This window comes from Pseudarthrobacter sp. fls2-241-R2A-127 (assembly GCF_030209355.1).
In the GTDB taxonomy this organism is placed as follows: Bacteria; Actinomycetota; Actinomycetes; order Actinomycetales; family Micrococcaceae; genus Arthrobacter.
In genome coordinates this window covers 1-18,744 of record NZ_JARVSF010000050.1, presented here as the reverse complement: position 1 = coordinate 18,744, position 18,744 = coordinate 1, and the positions used below count along the sequence as shown (strand labels likewise).

The 18,744-nt window shown below is 62.2% G+C and carries 17 protein-coding genes and 2 pseudogenes; 7 read left to right on the top strand and 12 right to left on the bottom strand.

Annotated features, from left to right (window positions below; genetic code table 11):
- Positions 1–385: 385 nt before the first annotated feature.
- The 7 genes from QRN53_RS21085 to QRN53_RS21055 form a co-directional block, all read right to left on the bottom strand.
- A complete protein-coding gene (locus tag QRN53_RS21085) occupies positions 386–895 on the bottom strand; it encodes a flavin reductase family protein (protein WP_285245760.1) in 510 nt (169 codons plus the stop codon).
- A 15-nt stretch (positions 896–910) separates the two neighbouring features.
- The gene (locus QRN53_RS21080; protein WP_285245759.1) at positions 911–1,216 is read right to left on the bottom strand and encodes a hypothetical protein; all 306 of its coding nucleotides are present in this window, start codon (positions 1,214–1,216) and stop codon (positions 911–913) included.
- Between the two features lie 107 nt (positions 1,217–1,323).
- A complete protein-coding gene (locus QRN53_RS21075; RefSeq protein WP_285245758.1) occupies positions 1,324–1,815 on the bottom strand; it encodes a DUF1097 domain-containing protein in 492 nt (163 codons plus the stop codon).
- Positions 1,816–1,988: 173 nt separating this feature from the next.
- A complete protein-coding gene (locus QRN53_RS21070; protein WP_285245757.1) occupies positions 1,989–3,266 on the bottom strand; it encodes a metal-dependent hydrolase family protein in 1,278 nt (425 codons plus the stop codon).
- A gap of 45 nt (positions 3,267–3,311) precedes the next feature.
- Positions 3,312–4,220, bottom strand: a complete 909-nt coding sequence (locus QRN53_RS21065; protein ID WP_285245756.1) for an alpha/beta fold hydrolase — start codon at positions 4,218–4,220, stop codon at positions 3,312–3,314.
- Positions 4,217–5,089, bottom strand: coding sequence for a fumarylacetoacetate hydrolase family protein (locus QRN53_RS21060; RefSeq protein ID WP_285245755.1), 873 nt, complete (start codon positions 5,087–5,089; stop codon positions 4,217–4,219). Before QRN53_RS21060 ends, QRN53_RS21065 begins: the two co-directional genes overlap by 4 nt.
- Before the next feature lie 133 nt (positions 5,090–5,222).
- Entirely contained in the window at positions 5,223–5,864 is a 642-nt protein-coding gene (locus QRN53_RS21055) for a GntR family transcriptional regulator (protein WP_285245754.1), read from the bottom strand.
- Positions 5,865–6,608: 744 nt separating this feature from the next.
- Here QRN53_RS21055 and QRN53_RS21050 point away from each other — a divergent pair.
- The gene (locus QRN53_RS21050; RefSeq protein ID WP_285245753.1) at positions 6,609–7,064 is read left to right on the top strand and encodes a prevent-host-death protein; all 456 of its coding nucleotides are present in this window, start codon (positions 6,609–6,611) and stop codon (positions 7,062–7,064) included.
- Positions 7,065–7,067: 3 nt separating this feature from the next.
- Positions 7,068–7,409: a hypothetical protein gene (locus QRN53_RS21045; RefSeq protein ID WP_285245752.1), complete on the top strand. Its 342-nt coding sequence runs from the start codon at positions 7,068–7,070 to the stop codon at positions 7,407–7,409.
- 100 nt (positions 7,410–7,509) lie between these two features.
- On the opposite strand, the gene QRN53_RS21040 is transcribed toward QRN53_RS21045, so the two are convergent.
- From QRN53_RS21040 to QRN53_RS21030, 3 genes are all read right to left on the bottom strand, one after another.
- Complete coding sequence (locus QRN53_RS21040; protein WP_285245751.1) at positions 7,510–8,643, bottom strand: tyrosine-type recombinase/integrase; 1,134 nt, start codon at positions 8,641–8,643, stop codon at positions 7,510–7,512.
- Between the two features lie 1,008 nt (positions 8,644–9,651).
- Positions 9,652–10,047 (bottom strand): low affinity iron permease family protein, encoded by a 396-nt coding sequence (locus tag QRN53_RS21035; protein WP_285245750.1) that lies wholly within the window; start codon positions 10,045–10,047, stop codon positions 9,652–9,654.
- A gap of 114 nt (positions 10,048–10,161) precedes the next feature.
- Positions 10,162–11,520: an ABC transporter substrate-binding protein gene (locus QRN53_RS21030; RefSeq protein ID WP_285245749.1), complete on the bottom strand. Its 1,359-nt coding sequence runs from the start codon at positions 11,518–11,520 to the stop codon at positions 10,162–10,164.
- 218 nt (positions 11,521–11,738) lie between these two features.
- Between QRN53_RS21030 and QRN53_RS21025 the strand changes: the two genes are divergently transcribed.
- The 4 genes and pseudogenes from QRN53_RS21025 to QRN53_RS21010 all read left to right on the top strand — a co-directional run.
- Positions 11,739–12,701, top strand: a complete 963-nt coding sequence (locus tag QRN53_RS21025) for a carbohydrate ABC transporter permease (protein WP_285245748.1) — start codon at positions 11,739–11,741, stop codon at positions 12,699–12,701.
- Positions 12,701–13,654, top strand: a complete 954-nt coding sequence (locus tag QRN53_RS21020) for a carbohydrate ABC transporter permease (protein ID WP_285245747.1) — start codon at positions 12,701–12,703, stop codon at positions 13,652–13,654. The genes QRN53_RS21025 and QRN53_RS21020 overlap by 1 nt, the downstream gene beginning before the upstream one ends.
- A 547-nt stretch (positions 13,655–14,201) precedes the next feature.
- Positions 14,202–14,447, top strand: coding sequence for a DUF7793 family protein (locus tag QRN53_RS21015; RefSeq protein ID WP_285245746.1), 246 nt, complete (start codon positions 14,202–14,204; stop codon positions 14,445–14,447).
- A 472-nt stretch (positions 14,448–14,919) separates the two neighbouring features.
- Positions 14,920–15,387 (top strand): annotated as a pseudogene (locus QRN53_RS21010) (carboxyl transferase domain-containing protein); the annotation flags it as partial.
- Positions 15,388–15,898: 511 nt separating this feature from the next.
- Here QRN53_RS21010 and QRN53_RS21005 read toward each other — a convergent pair.
- Positions 15,899–16,186, bottom strand: coding sequence for a 4a-hydroxytetrahydrobiopterin dehydratase (locus tag QRN53_RS21005; protein ID WP_285245761.1), 288 nt, complete (start codon positions 16,184–16,186; stop codon positions 15,899–15,901).
- A gap of 601 nt (positions 16,187–16,787) precedes the next feature.
- Here QRN53_RS21005 and QRN53_RS21000 point away from each other — a divergent pair.
- Positions 16,788–18,134 carry an MFS transporter gene (locus tag QRN53_RS21000; RefSeq protein WP_285245745.1) on the top strand — a complete coding sequence of 449 codons (1,347 nt, stop codon included), beginning with the start codon at positions 16,788–16,790 and terminating at the stop codon, positions 18,132–18,134.
- A 485-nt stretch (positions 18,135–18,619) separates the two neighbouring features.
- Here QRN53_RS21000 and QRN53_RS20995 read toward each other — a convergent pair.
- Positions 18,620–18,744: pseudogene (locus tag QRN53_RS20995) on the bottom strand (IS982 family transposase); the annotation flags it as partial.

Sequence of the window (18,744 nt, the reverse complement as noted above, 5' to 3'; positions counted from 1 at the left end):
CTGAAGCAGGCCATCTAAACAAGGGACGCCGGCCCCCCTTCCAGCAGGCAAAGCCAAAGGGCCGATAACAGCGATTCCGTCAACCTGACGAGGTTCGGACAAACTTCGCCGGGGTGACTCTGTTCCGTCCACAATTGGGGTCAAATCGGTTATCCACGGCTGGAAGTCGGGAGCCATTGCGCTAGCTCCCATTGCAGCAGTAGCGGTGGATATCCCGTAGGGATTGTCCCCGGGTGTGGGCGGCGGCGCGACCGAGTTCTAAGTGGACCCAGATCTAAGTCCCTTATTTTCTGGGCACCAAGCCAAGCCGTTCTATGCCAGGTTGGGTGTCACTCCAACCTGATATTCGCTCCTTGCCGCTTCTTAGTAGGCGCACGAGGTGGTGTCAGTGGGGGAGGAGGCCGGAGAATCCGTGGTTCTGGAAGACGAGGGGGTCTGTAAGGCTGCCGATGCTGAGGCCCAGGACTCGGGCGAGGACGAAGGCGTGGTCCCCGACGGGGGTAACGTTCTCGATTTGGCATTCCATGGCGGCGACGGCCCCTGTGACCAGTGGGGCACCGTAGGTGCCCTGGCTCCAGTAGCGTTCGTCGAAGCGGTCTGCTTCCTTTTTTCCCAGCTTGCGGCAAAAGGCGGCCTGTCCGGAGCCCAGTGTGCTGATGCCGAGCACGGTGGCTTTATTGAGCTGTGGCCAGATGGAGGACTCGTGGCTGACGAAGAAGCCGACCAGGCACGGGTCGAGGGAGATGAAGACGAATGATCCGACGATCATGGCGGCGCGTTCCCCGGTGAGTTCAGGCTGGCCGGCGACGACGGTGACGCTGGTGGGCACCATGGACATGACGTCCCGGACGTGGGCGGGGTCGATGGTGCCGGGCCGTTCGGTAACGATGGTCATGGCTGCCTCCTTCCGTTACCGGTGTTGCTGGATGTAGTAGTAGTGCTGTTCGGGGTCGATCCACACTTCGTATCCGTCGAGTTTGTCGATGAGGATGCGTGAGTCGACGCCTTCGGGTGAGAGCCACAGCATCCGGGAGTCCGGGGTGGCTTCTTCGACGCGTCCGGTTCTGACGTATGTGCCGTTTCGGCGGATTTCCACGGTTGCTGTGGGGAGGCGGAACCAGTCATCGACCCGGAAGGCCTGTGTTGGCTGGGGGGTGAAGGTTCTGTGTCCGATCGGGAAGGACCCGGCGACTGCATGGGCTGTTACTGCGTTCATCACGGTTCCTTGAGGTGGTGGCGGGCTCAGGTGCCACCGACAGCCGGGGAGCGGGCCGGTGGCACCCGGGGAGGGGTTGGCCGGTGGGGCGGCCCTTTGCTGTTGTTTTAGCCGACGGGTTGGGTTTCCGCGACAGGTGCGGGCGTCTGGTTCTTCTTACTGGGGGTGGTGAGGAGCCCTGCGGTGTATTCCGAGAGCCAGCCGAGGCAGGCGCCGGCGATCAGGGCCAGGCAGGTACCGGCGGCGTCGAACGTGGTGCCGAAGTAGGCGGCGCATCCGGCAAACGCTCCCGGGATGAAACCCAGGACGCTCCAGCGTGCCTGGACGCACATGGCGAACGCTGCGATGGCGACCGAGATCCCGAGCGCGCCGGGGATGGGGAGGTTCGCCGATGCCCAGAGGATGACGGCGCCCCATAGGACGCCGGAGAGGTTGGCGGGGATGGTTTTGAGGAGTCCGGCGCGTTTTCCGCCGGCGGCGAAGAAGCATGCCCAGGAGAGGAATCCGACCCAGGTGATCAGGCCCAGGGGTGTGCTGAATTGGGTCCAGAGGCCGGCAAGGATTCCGGCGGTGATTCCGATGATGACGAGGGGCTTCATGGGTGGTTCCTTAGGGTCAAAATGGCGTCATTGTCTTTTTGAAAAGGAAAGCTAAGGGAAGGTGCACGCTTCTCTGCGTGCATAGAATGCGGGATGTTCGCCCTACACGGACGGGATGAATTTTGTTGTGTGGCCCCGGCGGAAAGCCGGGGGCCACACAGCGTGGGTGCTTGTTAGAGGTGGGTCAGGGCGAGGTCGGCAGGATCGGCGGTTTCGGGGGTGGCCGGGGTGTCTTCGGCCGGTTCGCGGTGGAATTCGCCGTTTTTCATCACTGCGGTGATCTTGTTCAGGTCCTGCAGGATGGTGATGTCTTCGAGGGGGTTGCCGTCGACGAGGATCATGTCGGCGTAGAAGCCGGGCAGGACCTTGCCGAGTTCGTTGGGCTTTTGGAACAGTTCCCCGCCGAGGGCGGTGGCGGCGATGATGGCTTCCATTTCGGTGTAGCCGAAGAGCTTCACGAAGTGGTCCAGGTCCCGGGCGTAGGTGCCGCGGGGGGTCCAGGCGAAGCCGTAGTCTCCGCCGGGCAGCACGCGGATGCCGCGGCGGCGCATCTCCTGCATTGCCTTGACGGCGATGTCGAGTTCGCGGGCGTAGCCGGCCTGTTCGGCGGCCTCGTGGGAGTAGCCGAAGGCTTCGGCGTCCTGGAGGGTTGCGACCAGCCAGTTGATGGCCGGGGCGACGAAGACGCGGTCCTTGGCGGCCTCGAGGAGGTCCATGCCTTCGTCATCGATGTAGGAGGCGTGGTAGATCATGTCGACGCCGGTTTTCAGGGAGATCAGGACGGAGTCGCGGCTGCGGGCGTGGGTGCAGACGCGTACGTGCCGGCGGTGTGCCTCGTCGACGGCGACCTGGAGTTCTTCTTCGGTGATGTAAGTGTCGGTGGCTGCCTTGGAGCCGGTGATTTCCTCGCCGGAGATGCTGAGTTTGATCTGGTCCACGCCCAGCCCGATGGTTTCACGGACCACTTTGCGCATTTCCTCGACGCCGTCGGCGATCTGGGTGATGCCGGGTACGAGGTCCCCGGCGGTGGTGGCGATTTCCTGGCCGTTGGCCAGGTAGCGGGGGCCGGGGATCCGGCCCGCGTTGATGGCGTCGCGGACGACGACGTCGAGGCGCTTTTTGGCGCTGGCCGCGCCGAAGCACATGGTGTAGCCGTAGTCGATGTAGTACTTGGCCGATTCGACGGTGTGCAGCAGGTGTTCCTCAACGTTCATGGTTTCCAGGCTGTTGAGGTCCCCGTCGTTCCAGGTGAAGTGGGTGTGTGCATCGCACAGGCCCGACATCAGGGTCTGGCCGCGGCCGTCGATGACCCGGGCGCCCTCGCGGGGCAGGTTGCCCGTGCCGGGACGGACGTCGGTGATGCGCTCATCGACGACGAGCACTTCGCCGAGGAAGGGCTGGGCGCCGGTGCTGTCGAGGATGTTGACGTTGGTGAAGAGGGTTTTCGACATGACTTCGTTGTCCTTATCTTGAGATGGAGACGGTGGTGCGGGTTGTTAGGGGGCTTTGCGGATCTGCATGATGATGGTCTGCTGGCGGCGCGACTGGCAGCCCGGGCTGGAGCTGCTGCACGCGCACGTCTTCTTCGTGTCCGGCTTGAGCGTGGAGCCCGTGAGGAAGTCCAGGACGGCGGCGGTGACGAAATCCGGCGCCTCCGGAACAGTCCAGTGGCCGGTGCCCGGGGCGACCAGGAGTTCAGCCTGGCCAAGCTCCTCGGCGATGGCCTCGTTGGCGGCCGGGGTGCTGACTTTGTCTTCGCTGCCGGTGAGCAGCAGGACTTTGGACCGGACCCTGGACAGGTCCGGGTTGGTGGCGGCCGCGAGGGCTTCGCAGGCCTGCGCGTAGGCTTCCGGGTCCTGGCCCAGGAGCAGTTCGCGGACGAAGGGGCGCACCAGCGGGTTCGCTAGTGCTGCGTGGTCTGCGGTGGCGGCGTTGGCGACCGTGTCAGCGACCGCGGCCATGCCCTTCCCGCGGACGAGGGCTGCGCGGGCCCGGGTGGCGTCCTTGGCCGCCTGGGCCTGTTCGCGGACCGGGCCGAGCAGGACGACTTCGCGGACCAGGTCAGGGCGGGTCGACGCCAGCTGCTGGGCGATGAGGGTTCCCATGGAGTGGGCGACGAGGTGGGCGCGGCCTGAGGTGGTCTGGGATTCGATGACCAGGGCCAGTTCAGCGGTCAGGGATTCCAGGCTGAGTTCAGCTTCCCGGGGCGAGCGGCCGTGTCCGGTGAAGTCGTAGCGGGTGACGCGGAACCGTTCGGCCAGTGAGGCGACGAGGGGTTCGTAGAAGCTGGTGGTGCCGCCCAGTCCATGGACCAGGACAACGTCATCGCCGGTGCCTGTGGTTTCGACGAAGAGATGTTTCGTTCCGACCGCTGTCAGTCCTGCGGGGATGGTCGCGGTGCTCATCGTCCTTCTCCGATCCGGTTCCGCAGGGTGCCGAGCTTGCTGATGCTGATCTCGACGACGTCTCCGCTGGTCAGGAACCGCGGCGGGGTGAAGCCGATGCCGACACCGACCGGGGTGCCGGTCGCGATGATGTCGCCGGGCTGGAGGGTGATGCCGGCGCTGATCGTTTCGATGATCGTGGGGATGTCGAAGATCAGGTCGGCTGTGGTCGCCTTCTGCCGGGTTTCGCCGTTGACGGTGCAGTGCAGATCCAGGGGCCCGTCGCCGACCTCGTCGCGGGTGACGGCCCACGGGCCCATCGGGCAGTGGGTGTCCAGGCTCTTGCCCAGGAACCACTGCTTGTGGTCTTTCTGCAGGTCGCGGGCGGTGACGTCGTTGATGATCGTGTAGCCCCAGACGTGGTCCAGCGCCTCGGCCTTGCTGATGCCCCGGCCGCCCGTGCCGATGATGACGCCGAGTTCGGCTTCGTAGTCCAGTTCGGAGGTGACGCCGGTGTGCGGGTCGACGTCCGCGCCGGTGCCGATGACCGTGGAGGGGGCCTTGGTGAACACCACCGGGTATTCCGGCTGCGGGGTGGCGCTTGCAGTGGCGTCGTAGCCGGAGTTGGCGAATTCCTTGGCGTGTTCGACGTAGTTGCGGCCCACGCAGAAGATGTTCCGGCGGGGGAGCGGAATGGGGGCCAGCAACTCAATGTCGGCCACGGGGATTGCTTCTCCGGTCAAGGCGGTGAGCTCGGCAGCGGCGCCGTCCCAGTTGTCGATGAGTGAGAGCAGGTCCTGCCCGCCCGGCACGGCAGTCACCGTTGTGGCGTCCTCGTTGAGGACGCCGGTCTGCTGGGTGTCGTTGTGGCGGAAGCTTACGAGTTTCAAAGTGATTCCCCTTTGAATCGATTATCGATAATGGATGAGAAGGACTCTACGCGACCGTGACTGATATCACAAGCGATTATCGATAATCTCTTTTGGAAGTGGCGCGTGCCCTTCCCATGGAGAAGGAAGGGGCCTATTCCTGGGGGAGGACGGAGTACTCGTGCTGGTGTTCGATGACGAGCTTGGTGCAGAGGTCCGGTGTGCCGCTCTCGAAAGCATCCAGGATCGGGACGTGCGCTTCGGCCGCCGCGTGCAGGTCGACGTGGCCGCGCACGACGGTGGCCATGGTCCGAGCCTCGACATAGAGGGAATCCCAGATCTCCAGCATCAGCCGGTTCCCGGTCGCAACCACAACAGCCCGGTGAAAATCGGTGCTGTACTTGGCGATGCCATGGGCATCGCCCCTGGCCGCGGCCTCACGCATACCCGCCAACGCATCGCGCAATGGCGAGGGGTCGGCATGCAGCGCCGGATACGCGGCGGCGGCGGCAGTTCCTTCCAAGGCGAGACGCACAAAGTAGACCTCCGCGAGGTCATCCTGAGAAGCGGACCGGACGAACGTGCCGCGGCGGGGTATGTTTTCGACCAGCCGCGTGGAGGACAGTTCCCGCAGGGCTTCACGGACCGGCGCCTGGCTCACACCGAATTCTTTTGCGAGCTGGAGCTCCACTAGACGCATACCGGGAGGGTAGGTACCATCAACGACGCGGTCCACAATCGTACGCTTGACCTTTTCCGAAAGGCTCTCGTTCTCAAACGCTGCTGACCCCGCCATAATCCCCAGTCTTTCACACGGATTATGGATACTCGATAATTTGGGCGGCGAGGAACGTGGTGCTGCTGCCTGGCGGGCCGGTGCGATTTGGGCGGGACCGGCCAACGACGACGAGTGGGACGGAAACCCCCTTTTGGGACTCCTCCCCCGCTCGCGCTGAAGAGCCGATAATAAAGATTCTGTAAGGTGTCTAAGTCCGCAATGGGAGGCTTCAATGTGTGTGGGCATGTGAGTCGAACTTGGGCCTCCAACGAAGTCCCTCCGCGGATTTGTTGAAAGTAAATTCAAGGCCCCGGCTGATTTTTCAACTGATTCCGCAAACGAGCCCCACTACGGAACGATTGCTCGTGTGGGGTCCGCCTAAGGAGCATCAATAATCAAGGGCCTCGATCGCGTTTGGCGATACATGCGCGGCGCTGTGGGCAGCCGTACGTCAGGTGCCGCTTGGCTGCTCCTGGTACCTCACTTTGAGTCGCCGGATTAAAGAGGTCTGCTCGTTTCGAATCCTTTTGGTCGGATTCGGCTCGTGCGTGAACGAAGCGTTCGTCGCTCGAATGCTTGTCAATGTAGACGACAAATGCTTGCCGGAGCTGGTCAGCCAGGGGCCCGGCGTCTTTCCAGCAGGCCGGAACGGCTATCGCCACACGAATGGGCGGACGCGGCAGGCTCTCCATGGCGCCAGTGTAGGCCCCTACGTCCTGCAGTTTATGGACTTCTGAACACATTCTGAGTTAGTGTAATTGTATGAGCGCAGCCACCTTATCGAAAACGACGTTCAAGTCTTCTGACCTGAGCCGCGCACCCCTTGATGTCTTCGCCGCTGCGGCTGACCATCCCGTTCAGGTCACCCGCCGCGACGGCGAATCCCTCGTGCTGATGTCTGAGAGCGCCGACAAAGCGCGTGATGCGCTGCTGGAGCTTGCGGCACAACTGGTTGCCGTCTCCACGAGCACCGAGGGGACCCTCGCGAGTCGCATGAGCGATCGCTTCCCGTGGATGCTGGCCCTCAGCCCGGCCGACCAGGAAGCCTGTGCGAATGCTGTCTTGGCGGCAGCTCGTGCATCTTTTGCCACCCATCAGCCCCACTTGGCGGTCGCAGAACTCACATCTTGGCGTGAAACGGCTACAGCCATTGCCGCCGGCCTCGGCAAGGAGTCGATTGAGTGGCTCGACGAAGCCGAAGCTGTCGAGCGCCCTTAGCGCATGGCGAAGGGGTCAAAGGTTGAGCGGCCGACGAAGAAGAGCGAATACGAGATCCAGTTTGCATCGGTCCAGGCCCGCAAGGGCTGGATAGACCTGGCGGCCACGATCAGGAACCCGCTGGCTGATGCGTGGGACTTCCTGACCCGGACACCTGAGCTTGTAACACCCACCAACTACCGATTGAAGGGCGAGCTGGCTCTGGTGACCCGAAACGGGGCCACGCATGACCGGTGGCAGCACAAGCCGACGCTCATGGGCGACGCCCGTCTTTGGTTCTACGTTGAGGGCAAGGTGGTCTATCTGGAGCAAGTCCACACCAGCCATCCCAACGAGACGAAGTAGCGCCTCATCTTGATTGTTCCAAAAAGATTGACGCGGAGTCGCCTTAGGCAGGGAATAGCGCCGGGCTCGGTAGAGAAGACCAAAAACGGACTGCCCAGAGTTAGAGCCTGAGGCCTCTGATGGAGCGTTCGGTCGCGTCGGCGCCATCCTGCAGCGCTTGGGGCATGAGGTGTCCGTAGACTTGTTCGGTAGTCCGAACGGATGCGTGGCCTAAACGTCTCGATAACGCGAAAAGGGAAATACCACCGTCTTGGATGAGCCAAGAGGCATGGGTGTGCCGCAAGTCGTGGATTCGCGGGGACTTCGTCAGGCCCTGCCCTTTTGCGGCGTCGACAGCTGGCACCCAGTGGTGTTGCCAGAACGGTTTGTGAGCGATTCGCTGGCCGTCGGGCGTCGTGAACAGCAGCTCGCTGCCGGGCCGGTCTGCCACTAAAGGGATGAGCAGGTCTACCAGGGCGGGATTGAGCCCGATGCTGCGCTTTCCTGCCCTGGTTTTGGTTGGGCCCAGGTAGTAGCGGGATTGCCTGTCGCGTTTCCACGCTTTGTTGATTCGTGCGGTAGGCGGTTTGGAGAGCAGATCGATATCGGAGACCTTGAGTGCGGTTGCCTCCCCGAACCTGGCTCCCGTCATGACCAGGAATTGCACCAGAGTCTTGTAGGGCGCGTGCATTCCTCCAGTGAGCAAGCTGAACTCGGCATGGGTGAGGAACAGGGCATCGTCTTCTGCCCTTTCAGCCGTGGGGAGGGGGATGCCGTGGCAGGGATTACGGGAAACGTAGCCGAGCAACTCGGCGGTCTTCATTGCAGCCGAGAGCAGCCCGTGCATGTTCTTGATGCTTTTCGGTGCGACACCGTCGAGGGAAAGGCCTTTGACCCAGCGCATGACGTCCCGGTACCCGAACTCGTCAACTGGTATGTGACCTATCGTGTTTCGAATTCGCAGGTCGAAAATCCGCTGATACGTGCAGATACTCCCGGGGGAGGGCCGCACCAGCAAGTCGATATGTTCCTGGACAACTTCCGCCACGGTCGGGACGCCCCGTTTCCTCAGCGGGCCGGCAGGCTCATTTGACTTCGGCATCTGCCCGTTGTCATTCAGGTATCGCACAAGGTCGAGGGCTTCCTGGTCTGACCTCACGGTCAGACGGCGTTGATGACCGGACCTGTAGTCCCGCCACCGCACCGAGACAGCGGTAGTCCCATCCCAACGGGCACGGGTAATGATGCTGGCCACGAGGACAGGCTACGCCCAAGCGGACACGCAGTCAGTAAGGACGCTGACCTACCATAGGGTATGGCCACGAAGAGTCCCGATCCTGCACCCGAGAGCCCGGACCACTCACGGCAACACCCCTGCAATGCGCACCGCATGGACAACAATCTTTGCCACGAAACTCAGAAAGTATCGCGGCGTCAAACTATCGACGAGGGCCTCAAATACGTCCTGCGCCACGACGCTGAACTTCTGGTGCGCCTCGCGGACGCCTGACGAACGGGACCAGCCAGGAACAGGAGAATACCTTTCGAAGCGTGGAACCATCTGTTGCACCGAGGTCGCGGTAACAGGTCATGGCTGACCCTTAACTGGGAGGGAGCGAATGCCGGTCAGCCTTCAGCCGCGCTGAGAATGAACGGCCGGTTTTCGCAATACCGCGGTGTTTCCTCCCCAGCTTAGGGGCCTCTCGCGTCCGATTGACACGCCAAAGCATGCCTAGCATTCGAGTTTCTACTTCGGAGACAGGTGTCAGAATGACGTCAGTTTCCGCATTATTGACACCCGCTCATGACGTTCTCAAATCCCACTCTGACAAGCGAAGGGGAAGGAACCCAAGGGGAGATGTCCCGAGATTCATCGAAACAATCCAAGGAATCGGGACTTGCTCAAGTTCGCGTGCGGCACCCGGGTGACGATGTCACGTGCTGTGACTCGCGGGTTCCTGAGAACATGCCGGAGGTGGACGTGTACGTGCCATTTGCGCTTGTCAGACGCCCTGACGTCAGGTTGAGGTGTACTTACCCCGCCAGCTGAAAGGCGGGGCTTGACGGTCTTCAGGACCAAAGCGTCCGGCGCATGATCGCGGTGCCATCTGGTCACCTCTACACATCTCGTCCAGTATCAGGGACCCTGGAAGATCAGCAACCCTGTAGGTCAGCACCTTCTTCTTCGTGCTGCTTGGCCCCGGGCCTTCGTTAGCTTCATGAAATAAGCGCGACTGCATGGCCATTCAAGGCGGGGGTGGGGCTAAGGCTCGTTCCGCTCCCCGTTTTCGGCCGCCTGCTCTATCCGCCGGCGTTGCCGTTCGATTTCCTTCTCTCCCTCGTTCTCGGCGTCGTAGAGTTTCGCGTTGCTGACCTGTAGTTCCAGCATGATCGCGTCCAGCTTCAGCTGCAAAGCGGCAGTATCCCGGTTTTGCGTGTTTTGGATGATAAAGACCATCAAAAACGTGACGATGGTGGTGCCTGTGTTTATGACCAATTGCCACGTATCCGAAAAACTCAGCAAGGGTCCCGTGAGCGCCCACACCAACAGCACTGCTACGGCGGCGGAAAACACCCAGGCATGACCAAGGACTTTCGAGGTCTTCGTGGTGAACCGGGTAAAAATGTCGGGGCGGTTATTTCTCTTGTTTTCCACCATCGTCGGTTCACCTTTCCTTGATTTGGCCGTTCCCGCAGTCAGGACGGGCCGGGGTCGCACCGACCATGATCCATCCAGGATGGCACCGACAGGCGGTTCTTACGCTCAGGCCTTTCATGAACCTGCCTGGTCGAAGGCCCGCTTCGCGGCGGCCTGGGCGTCAGAGAGGGCTTGGTTCGGCGTCTTGGTACCCAGCAGTGCGGAGGCGACGGCGTTGTTTAATTCCGTCTTGATGGTTTGTCCCGCCGGGGAGGCGCCAAGCGACTTCCCGGCGGGAAGGACGTCGTAGTAGGTCTTGATGGTCTCATCGAATCCCGCGTTACCGCTGGGCTTGACGAACTTGTCCCTGATCAGCTGATCCGCCGAGGGCGAGCCGGTGAAGAGGCCGGTGTTGATGCCGCCCGGAGTGGACGCGATCTTCTGTGCCCGGGCCTCGCCGGCGGCCTGCCAGGCGTCGTCGGTGACCAGGGCTGTCATCCAGGCGCAGGCGGCGTCGGGGTTCTTGGCATTGGCCGGAATCACGAACGAAGTTCCTCCCGCCACAGTGAAGGGTTTCCCGTCCTTGCCCTTGAAGGGGACTGCGGACAGGCTCAGCGATTGCGAGTAAGGGGCCAGGACGTTGACGTACCACTGGGCGTCGACTTGCGCGCCCACCTGGTTCTTGACGAATTGGTTCTGCTTGCCGAAGGTGTCGAAGGAATCCGAGAAGCTCTTGGCCTTGGCATAGCCGCCCTGAGCATCGTAAATCTGCTTGAGGAAGGTTAATGCCGCGGTGTTGGCGGCATCGTCCAAGGCCGGCGCACCCTTGTCGTCCATAAGTCGGCCGCCCTGGCCTAGAATCCATAGTTCGGGCTGTCCGGCCGCGACCGGGTCGAAGCCGAGCGTTGAGGGGTTCCCGCCGTCGGTTTTCGACGCTTTGACTACGGCGTCCAGAAGCTTGGTCTTATCCGAGGTATCGATGTCCGTCGCGGTTACCCCCGCGCTTTCAAGAACTTTTTGGTTCAGGATGATCGCCGCCGGCTGGTAGAACTGCGGCACGGCCCACACCTTGTCCTGGTAAGTGACTTGCTGGGTGACGGCCGGGTAGAACTGTTTGCCCGGGTCCATCCCATGGGCTTTGAAACACCCGTCAAGTGGTTTGATCAACCCTTGGGCGGCATAGGTCGCGACGAAGGCACGGTCCATCTGGACGACGTCGGGTAGGTCGCCGCTGGCAGCGCGGGTGGTGAATTTTTGCGCGTCGAACGGCGTTTGGTCCATCGTGATTTTGACGTCGGGGAGCTGGTCTGCCGCATACTTCATCCGGGCGTTGCCGACATCATCAGCGTTATCAAACGCCCAGGCCGAGAGCGCCCCGGACGCCTCTTTCTTGAAATCAGCGGTCTGGGCTGGGGCCGGATTGCCTCCGCCGCACCCCGTCAGCCCCAGCACCGCTATTGCCAGAACCGCCACGCTCTTTTCCCGAAGACGCATCCCGATCCTCCTTCTTCCACGACGAATGCCGCGGCTCCCCGCCTCTTCCGTACCAAGACCTCTGGAGGGAGAAGCCATTAACTGGCAGATTGTAAGTAAGCTTGCTAAATCGAAAGTTAGCCGAAGCAGCAAGGGGACGCAAGAGGGATCCCGGGGGCACGTGAATGCTGCCTGAGGACTGCTTTGCTTTGTCGTTGATCGGGAACGGAGTGTCATTGATGGAAGAGAAAGCATCGGTGAAAGTCACGTCCTCCAAGGAGGTGCGGCGCCCACGAGAGCGGCGCAGGTACAACCGCCGTGAGGCGCTGGCCGGGTACTTGTTCATTTCGCCGTGGATCGTCGGTTTCTTAGTCTTCATGCTGGGGGCCATGGCCTACAGCCTGGTGATCTCGTTCAGTCGGTATAGTCTGGCGACGAATGTTGTCAAGCCGGCCGGCACGGCAAACTATCAGCTCCTCTTCCAGGATCCCAAGGTCGCCGCCTCGCTGGCCAACACCCTGTTCTACGCCGTTATGGCCGTACCGCTGGAGGTCTGCGTGGCGCTGGGCTTGGCTCTGCTGCTGAACAGGGTGGGCCGCGGCGCAGGATTCTTCCGGACCGTCTACTACCTGCCGAAGATGACGCCGTCGGTCGCGACCGCAGCGGTCTTCCTGCTGCTGCTCAACGGTAATACCGGCGCCATCAATCAGGCGCTGGCTTTCTTTGGCATTTCCGGGCCACAGTGGTTGATCGATCCGGCCTGGGTCAAACCCTCGATTGTCCTGATGACCCTCTGGGGGGTGAGCGGCACCATGGTCATTTTCCTCGCCGCCCTCAAGAGCGTGCCGCGGGAGCTCTACGAGGTAGCCTCGCTGGATGGCGCGGGTCCGGTCCGGAAGTTTTTCTCCATCACGGTGCCGATGATTTCGGGGGCCATCTTCTTCAACGTGATCGTCCTGACCATCGCGGCGCTGCAGGTCTTTGACCAGGCCTATCTCCTCTTCTGGCGGGACCAGACCAGCGCTTCCCCCGAGGCCTCACTGTTCTACGGCATCTACCTGTTCCAGCAAGCGTTCCGGGAGTTCAACTTCGGGTTCGCCTCCGCCATGGCCTGGGTTCTGTTCGTACTGATCCTGCTGATCAGCCTGGTCCAGGTCCGGATCGGAAACAGGTTCGTCTACTACGAAGGGGAGAAACGCTGATGGCCACCGCCGACACCCACGCAACGGACGGTAGCCCGGTCCCGGCCGGCGCCTCACCCACTGCCGAACAAGGACCGGCCTCGGTCGCACCACGTCGCAGGGTCCGGCCGCCCCGGACCGCGGCGGCCCGAATCGCGCTCGGCGTCGTCCTCACCGTGATCAGCGCAGCTTTCCTCTACCCTTTGGCCTGGCTCGTCGCAGCCAGCCTCAAACCCCGCGGGGAAGTGTTCGACAACGTCCTGATCCCCAGGACCTTCTCTCCCCAGAACTACGTGGAAGTGTGGGACCAGCTGCCGCTGGTGAACTGGGTGACCAACAGCTTCCTGATCGCGGTTCTGGCCGCCACGCTGGTGACCTTCTCCAGTTCAATGGTGGCCTTCGGGTTTGCCTACTTCCGTTTTCCAGGACGGAGCTTCCTTTTTGGCCTGGTGCTGGCCACGATGATGCTGCCCGGTGCTGTCACGATGGTGCCGCAGTACCTGATCTGGAAGAACCTGGGCGTCCTGGGAACGTGGATACCGCTCTTCGGCATGAATCTTTTCGGCTCAGCGTTCTACATTTTCCTGCAGCGCCAGTTCTTCCTGGGGTTGCCGAGGGAGCTTTTCGAGGCCGCGCGCATCGACGGGGCCAGCTACTTCGGCCTGTTCCGCCGCATCGCCCTGCCGCTGTCTATCCCGTCGCTTGTGGTCATCTTCATATTCGAGTTCCAGGCCAGCTGGAACAACCTGCAGTCCGCGCTCATCTACCTAAACGCCGGATCAGTTCAGGGCTTTACAGCCCCACTGGGAATCGCCTACGCCATGACCAAGTACAGCCCCACCAACGGCGGCCAGGGCGACTACCAGTACGTAATGGTCGCAACCCTGCTCATCACCTTGCCCATGCTCATCCTCTTCGCATTCGGCCAACGCCACTTCATCGAAGGCGTCGCAACCGAAGGCAGAAAAGGGTAGACGTCACTCACGGGCGTGACCGCGGCGGAGGGGTGCCGCAGCGCCTTGGGTGTACCTATGGATTCGGGGAGCCGTCCGAGGCGGTTCTGAACTTTTTCGCGGCCACCGCCCCCGTATTTCGAGCTCCTGGCAAAAGCATCCAACAACCGGAACCAAAAACTTCACGACATGGCCGCTGACATCATCGCCCACTTCGGCGTAAACCCGGACACCTCCCTGCACTTCGACGACTGAACAGCGGGCGGATCCCGAGGGAACTGCGAAGCGCTCTGCTGGGATGCCGTGCCGTGACCTTCCCGGCGGGGCGCCCCAACCATCGTGAGTGGTCATTTTTTACACAGGTGAATTATCGGCAGGGCACGGCATGCCCCGTGGGCAGGGGGCGGGATCCGCGCGGACCCGGCTGTACTGTGAACCAGGTCTGGAGACTGCTCAGCTGGGGGAGCAAATGAATGAAACCGCTTAGAGTCAAAGGTGGCAAGGGTGTTGCGGGGCTGGAGCCCCCTGCTCTGATCCACCTTGTGTGGGATCCCGATGTATTAAAGACGTGGATGCCAAGGCAGCCATGGCGGCAGTTAACGCGCTTGCCAAGGGTGCGGAGTACCCGATGCTGGTTGATATGGCCAGTACGCGGTCGGTGAGCAGGCCAGCGCGTGCTGTGTTCTCGATTCCGTGCGCAGCGTCCCGGATCGCGCTGTTGGGTGCCAGTCCCGTGGACCGTGTCTTGGCAAATTTCTTCCTGGGCATCCACATCCCGCCCCTGCCCTACACGGGTTTGCACGTCCCGGGCTGAAGCATTGGGATGGCTGAAAAGCGAGACACTCTAAGGGCTGGGTGTCGTCGGGGCAGAGCGAGATGCTTGTAGCAATGAGCTCGTCGATCACGCCGCAGCGAGGGCCGCCCCAGGGGCGTCGGCTGGGGTCTGCCCGGACTTCCCGGACTTCCCGGACTTCCCGGACTTCCCGGAAACAGGACTATCGGCCCTGTATCAGCTTGGCTTTCCTCGGAAAGACTCATTCATGCCGTTCTTCCTTGAATACTCAACCGACAAGGGTGGCGGTTGTTTCACGGTTGAAGGCCCCTACTCCAGCGACGCCATGACAAGGGCAATCGAGGCTCTGTGCGGCATGGATTGCACCAGCGCAACCCTACGGCAAAACTTTGACCCGCAGCCCATCTTCGGGCAAGGCCCAATCATCGCTACCTACACCCCGGCTGCAGGCTGGAAGGTCCAAGGGGAATAGCCGGACAGTGTTACTCAACGCAGCGCCGGCGCCGCGCTGTCGCAGGAGGCAGAGGAGGGCGGGCTTGCCGGGGAAATTGCGCGCTCACTGCACGAACTGATCGGCCTGGAATCGCCGTCGGTCTCCGTGCTGCTTGGCCAGGGCGCCGGCGGAGGCGCCCTGGCGCTGCTGCCCGCCGACAGGACCATCGCCGCCCAGCACAGCTGGCTCTCACCGCTGCCACCGGAGGGTGCCAGCGCCATTGTGCACAGGACTAGTGAATTCGCCCCGGCCATGGCGCAGGCGCAGGGAGTGAATGTCGCCGCGCTGTACGCGAACGGCCTGGTGGACCACATCGTGGATGAGCGCGAAGACGCGTCGCTGGAGCCGCGCGAGTTCTGTAAGCGAATGGCGGGGGCCATTGAATATGAACTGGCATCGGTGGCCGGTCTCCCGGTACCCGAACTTGTGGCTGCCCGGGCCCGCAAGTACCGGAACCTCGGCAGCTAAGACCTGACCGTCCGGCGGCCGCAGTCCTTCGCGGCGTCCGCCGTTAATACTGCTAGACCTCAGAGCCCTCAAAACGTATGCGGAAAGGCGCTCATGCCCCCGGGAACGGAAGTTCTCGCAGCTACTCCTACTCGCGTACTTTAAAAGCCGATAATTATGATTCTGTCAGCCTGTCGAGGCGCGGACTGGCAGTCTTGGCGCTGTCATAAGGCTGCCCAGCGCAGGAATCACATTCTTTATCATTCGTGGGTGCCTTCGTGCTGAGGCCAAAGTGGGCCATCTTTCCGGCTACAGCAGGTCGAAGAATACACGCCGGGAAGTGCCGGAACGTCCAGTGACTGCATATGGGCGAGCAGGGCGGGGCTGACTCCGGGACTGCCAGGAATTTGGCACCCGCTGTCCCGCGGCGTTGGCGTGTCGGCGTCCAGGATGATGTCGGCACCGACGGCGACTCTTGGCCTATCCGCTTAGCGCTTCGACGATCCGTTCGCCCCGTGCCCGCGGCCCGGATTCACTCAGCGGCGGCCCCGAGGTCCGCGGCGTGGCCGCCGATGGTGCGGGCCAGGTCGATGTCGCGGCTGGTGATCCCGCCGACGTCGTGGCTCGAGAGCGTCACACCTACCTCGGGGTACGTGAGCGTGAGGTCGGGGTGGTGGTTGGCCTCCTCGGCGGAGGCGCCGATGCGGTTCACGAGCTCCAGGCCGGCAGAGAACTTCCGGGTCCGGAAGGTAACAGTGAGGGCCTCGCCGGTCACGCGCCAGCCGGTAAGCCCGGCCTCGGCGAGCTCCGCGGTTGACAGCTTCCGTTGGGGGATCCGTCATGGTGCCATCATGGCTCCGGATGGCCGGCGTGGGCTACCCCTGAGGCACCATTCCGCCAATTGTGATGGCAGGCGCCGGCGACTGAGGGTAAAACGTCGCACTGCGCGGGGCGATATCGCTGACACTCGCTGACAAGTAAGAGAAAAGCCCAGGCGGGTCCTTCTCCGAACCTTTCCCACGGCCAAATTCGACGGCCGATAACATCTGTTCCGTCCACCCGGCGCGTGTCAGACGAGGCATCCCAGTGCAAGGTTAATTGCGCTGCCGCCACTATCCTTGTTCCGGGCTCTTAACACGGGGGCGTCGAGGCGATACGCCCGAGGATTCCAGAACTGACGTAACTGGCCACGCGGAGACGATCCTCTTGCACAAGCGCAACAGTTGCGTAAAAATAAAGGCATGAAGCTCGGGTGAGTAGCCCAGCTCGGTGCGGAAATTTTCACCGTCGCCTGGCTCTGCCCGAACAAGTCCTGCTCGTTCCGCTCGGCGGCGGAAAAGCGGGCCTGATGGGTCCGCGGGAGAGCAATCGCTTTACTGGGGACGCGGTCTGATCTGCCATATCGCGAAGGAGCATTTCCAATGGCACAGAACGTTAAAACTACGGCGGTGGGCAATGCACGGTGGAAGCGGTTGATTCCCGTCGCCATCGTTGTCTACATCATCTCGTTCATGGACAGGACGAATATTGGGTTCGCGCTAAACGGACTTCATCAGGACCTGGGTATAGACGCCGCCCAGCAGGGCCTGGCTGCTGGCATCTTCTTCATCGGCTATCTCGTCCTGCAAATTCCGGGCGGCTACCTCGCCGAGCATTGGAGTGCGAAGAAGTTCGTCGGAATCATGGTGCTCATCTGGGGCGTACTGGCCGTCCTGTCCGGCTTCATCCAGGACTTCACGCAGCTGCTCGTGGTGCGCTTTTTCCTGGGCGTGGCCGAGGCGGGAATCTGGCCGGCGATCCTTGTTCTGATCAGCCACTGGTTCCCCGCTGCGGAGCGGGCGCGTGCCTACGCGTTCTGGATGATGAATATTGCCATCGCTTCGATCATTACGGCGCCCCTTTCCGGATGGATACTCTCCTTCTCGGACTGGCGGTGGCTGTTCATCATTGAGGGCATTTTCCCGTTCGTTATCGCCGCACCCCTGTGGTGGGCCCTGATCGCTGACCATCCACGCGAGGCGGCATGGTGCTCCGTCCAGGAGCGGGAGTACATCGAGAGGGGACTTGCTGCTGACGCAAAGGCACATCCTCAGCAGGAGAAGCTGGGCCTGCGCCATGTCATGTCCAACACGGTCGTGTGGCGGCTGACGCTGGTGTACTTCCTCATCCAGATTGGCTTCTATGGCATCAACATTTGGCTCCCGCATGTGATCAAGACGATCACCTCCGGATCCTCCATGGAGGTGGGGCTGATCACCGCAATTCCATACGTTCTGGCGATGGTCGGTCTCTGGTACAACGCCAAGGCAGCTGACCGTTCGGGCCGTTACTCCACCCACGTGCTGCTGTCGATGGCGGTCGGTGCTGTTGCGTTGGTGGTCTCGGTAGCAACCGGTGACAATGCGCCATTCCTCGCGATCACCCTCATTAGCATCGCCGTCGCCGGGGCCTTGGCCTATGACGGCCCCTTCTGGGCTTCAGCGTCCCGTGCGATGCCGGTCGCCGTGGCTGGCACAGCCATGGGGCTGATCAATGCGGTCGGAAATCTCGGCGGATTCGTGGGACCGTACGTTGGTGGTTTTCTGCAGGATGCGACGCACGGCAGTTTCCTGGCCACGTCCATCTTCCTGGCAGGCTGCCTGCTGGCCGCGGGCCTGGTGATGCTGACACTGCGGCGCAGCGGTGACAGGCCGCTGTCAGTCAACCGGTCGCAGGGAGCGCGTTCCGGAGGGCCAGAGGCGCAAACAACCAGGCAGAAGACATCCTGACGGGCGGACATCCCGCCAAAGGCCAACCGGGCGGCCACGAGATGCTTGTCGCCGCCCGACAGCGGTAGCCACTCCTCATGGACTCACCGGCAACGATGGGCCAGCCGCAATCTGCGGTGTGGCCCACCGTTGCGTCTTGTCGATGTCGCCTCCTGTCGAGGTTGAGAGTCCGTGCGCTTCCGCGCGCCACTCGCATCCATGCAGGCAACGTGGGCTTCCGATCCTTCCCTTATTTGAGTTCTTTATCATCTGTACCTTCAGTCCGGGCGTGTTCCTGCCGGAGGGGCTAAATGCAGCGCCCATAGCTTTGCGCTTCATGTGGCCCTTCCGTTCAAAGAGCGGTCCGGCTCGCCCAGGCTTGGTTCATGGTCCTTAGGGCTGGGTAGCGGGGTGTTCCTGTGCCTTGAGTGCCCGTGGTGGAGTTGGAGGGCGCAGTGGATCAGCGGGAAGTGGCTGAAGGCCTAGATGATTAAGTCCTATTGGATTTAGTGGTCGTAGGCGATTAGGGAGGGTTTGCGGGGCGCGCCGGTGTGCCAGTTGTGCCAGATGCCGGCATGCGAGGGCCAGGAGCCGGGCTGCGACGCGTGCTTTGACGCCTTCGAGGGTGCGG

Excerpts from the sequence above, each read along its gene's own strand:
- QRN53_RS21085 (WP_285245760.1), bottom strand. The coding sequence starts at position 895 with ATGACCATCGTTACCGAACGGCCCGGCACCATCGACCCCGCCCACGTC.
- QRN53_RS21080 (WP_285245759.1), bottom strand. The coding sequence starts at position 1,216 with ATGAACGCAGTAACAGCCCATGCAGTCGCCGGGTCCTTCCCGATCGGA.
- QRN53_RS21075 (WP_285245758.1), bottom strand. The coding sequence starts at position 1,815 with ATGAAGCCCCTCGTCATCATCGGAATCACCGCCGGAATCCTTGCCGGC.
- QRN53_RS21070 (WP_285245757.1), bottom strand. The coding sequence starts at position 3,266 with ATGTCGAAAACCCTCTTCACCAACGTCAACATCCTCGACAGCACCGGC.
- QRN53_RS21065 (WP_285245756.1), bottom strand. The coding sequence starts at position 4,220 with ATGAGCACCGCGACCATCCCCGCAGGACTGACAGCGGTCGGAACGAAA.
- QRN53_RS21055 (WP_285245754.1), bottom strand. The coding sequence starts at position 5,864 with ATGGCGGGGTCAGCAGCGTTTGAGAACGAGAGCCTTTCGGAAAAGGTC.
- QRN53_RS21050 (WP_285245753.1), top strand. The coding sequence starts at position 6,609 with ATGAGCGCAGCCACCTTATCGAAAACGACGTTCAAGTCTTCTGACCTG.
- QRN53_RS21045 (WP_285245752.1), top strand. The coding sequence starts at position 7,068 with ATGGCGAAGGGGTCAAAGGTTGAGCGGCCGACGAAGAAGAGCGAATAC.
- QRN53_RS21035 (WP_285245750.1), bottom strand. The coding sequence starts at position 10,047 with ATGGTGGAAAACAAGAGAAATAACCGCCCCGACATTTTTACCCGGTTC.
- QRN53_RS21030 (WP_285245749.1), bottom strand. The coding sequence starts at position 11,520 with ATGCGTCTTCGGGAAAAGAGCGTGGCGGTTCTGGCAATAGCGGTGCTG.
- QRN53_RS21025 (WP_285245748.1), top strand. The coding sequence starts at position 11,739 with ATGGAAGAGAAAGCATCGGTGAAAGTCACGTCCTCCAAGGAGGTGCGG.
- QRN53_RS21020 (WP_285245747.1), top strand. The coding sequence starts at position 12,701 with ATGGCCACCGCCGACACCCACGCAACGGACGGTAGCCCGGTCCCGGCC.
- QRN53_RS21000 (WP_285245745.1), top strand. The coding sequence starts at position 16,788 with ATGGCACAGAACGTTAAAACTACGGCGGTGGGCAATGCACGGTGGAAG.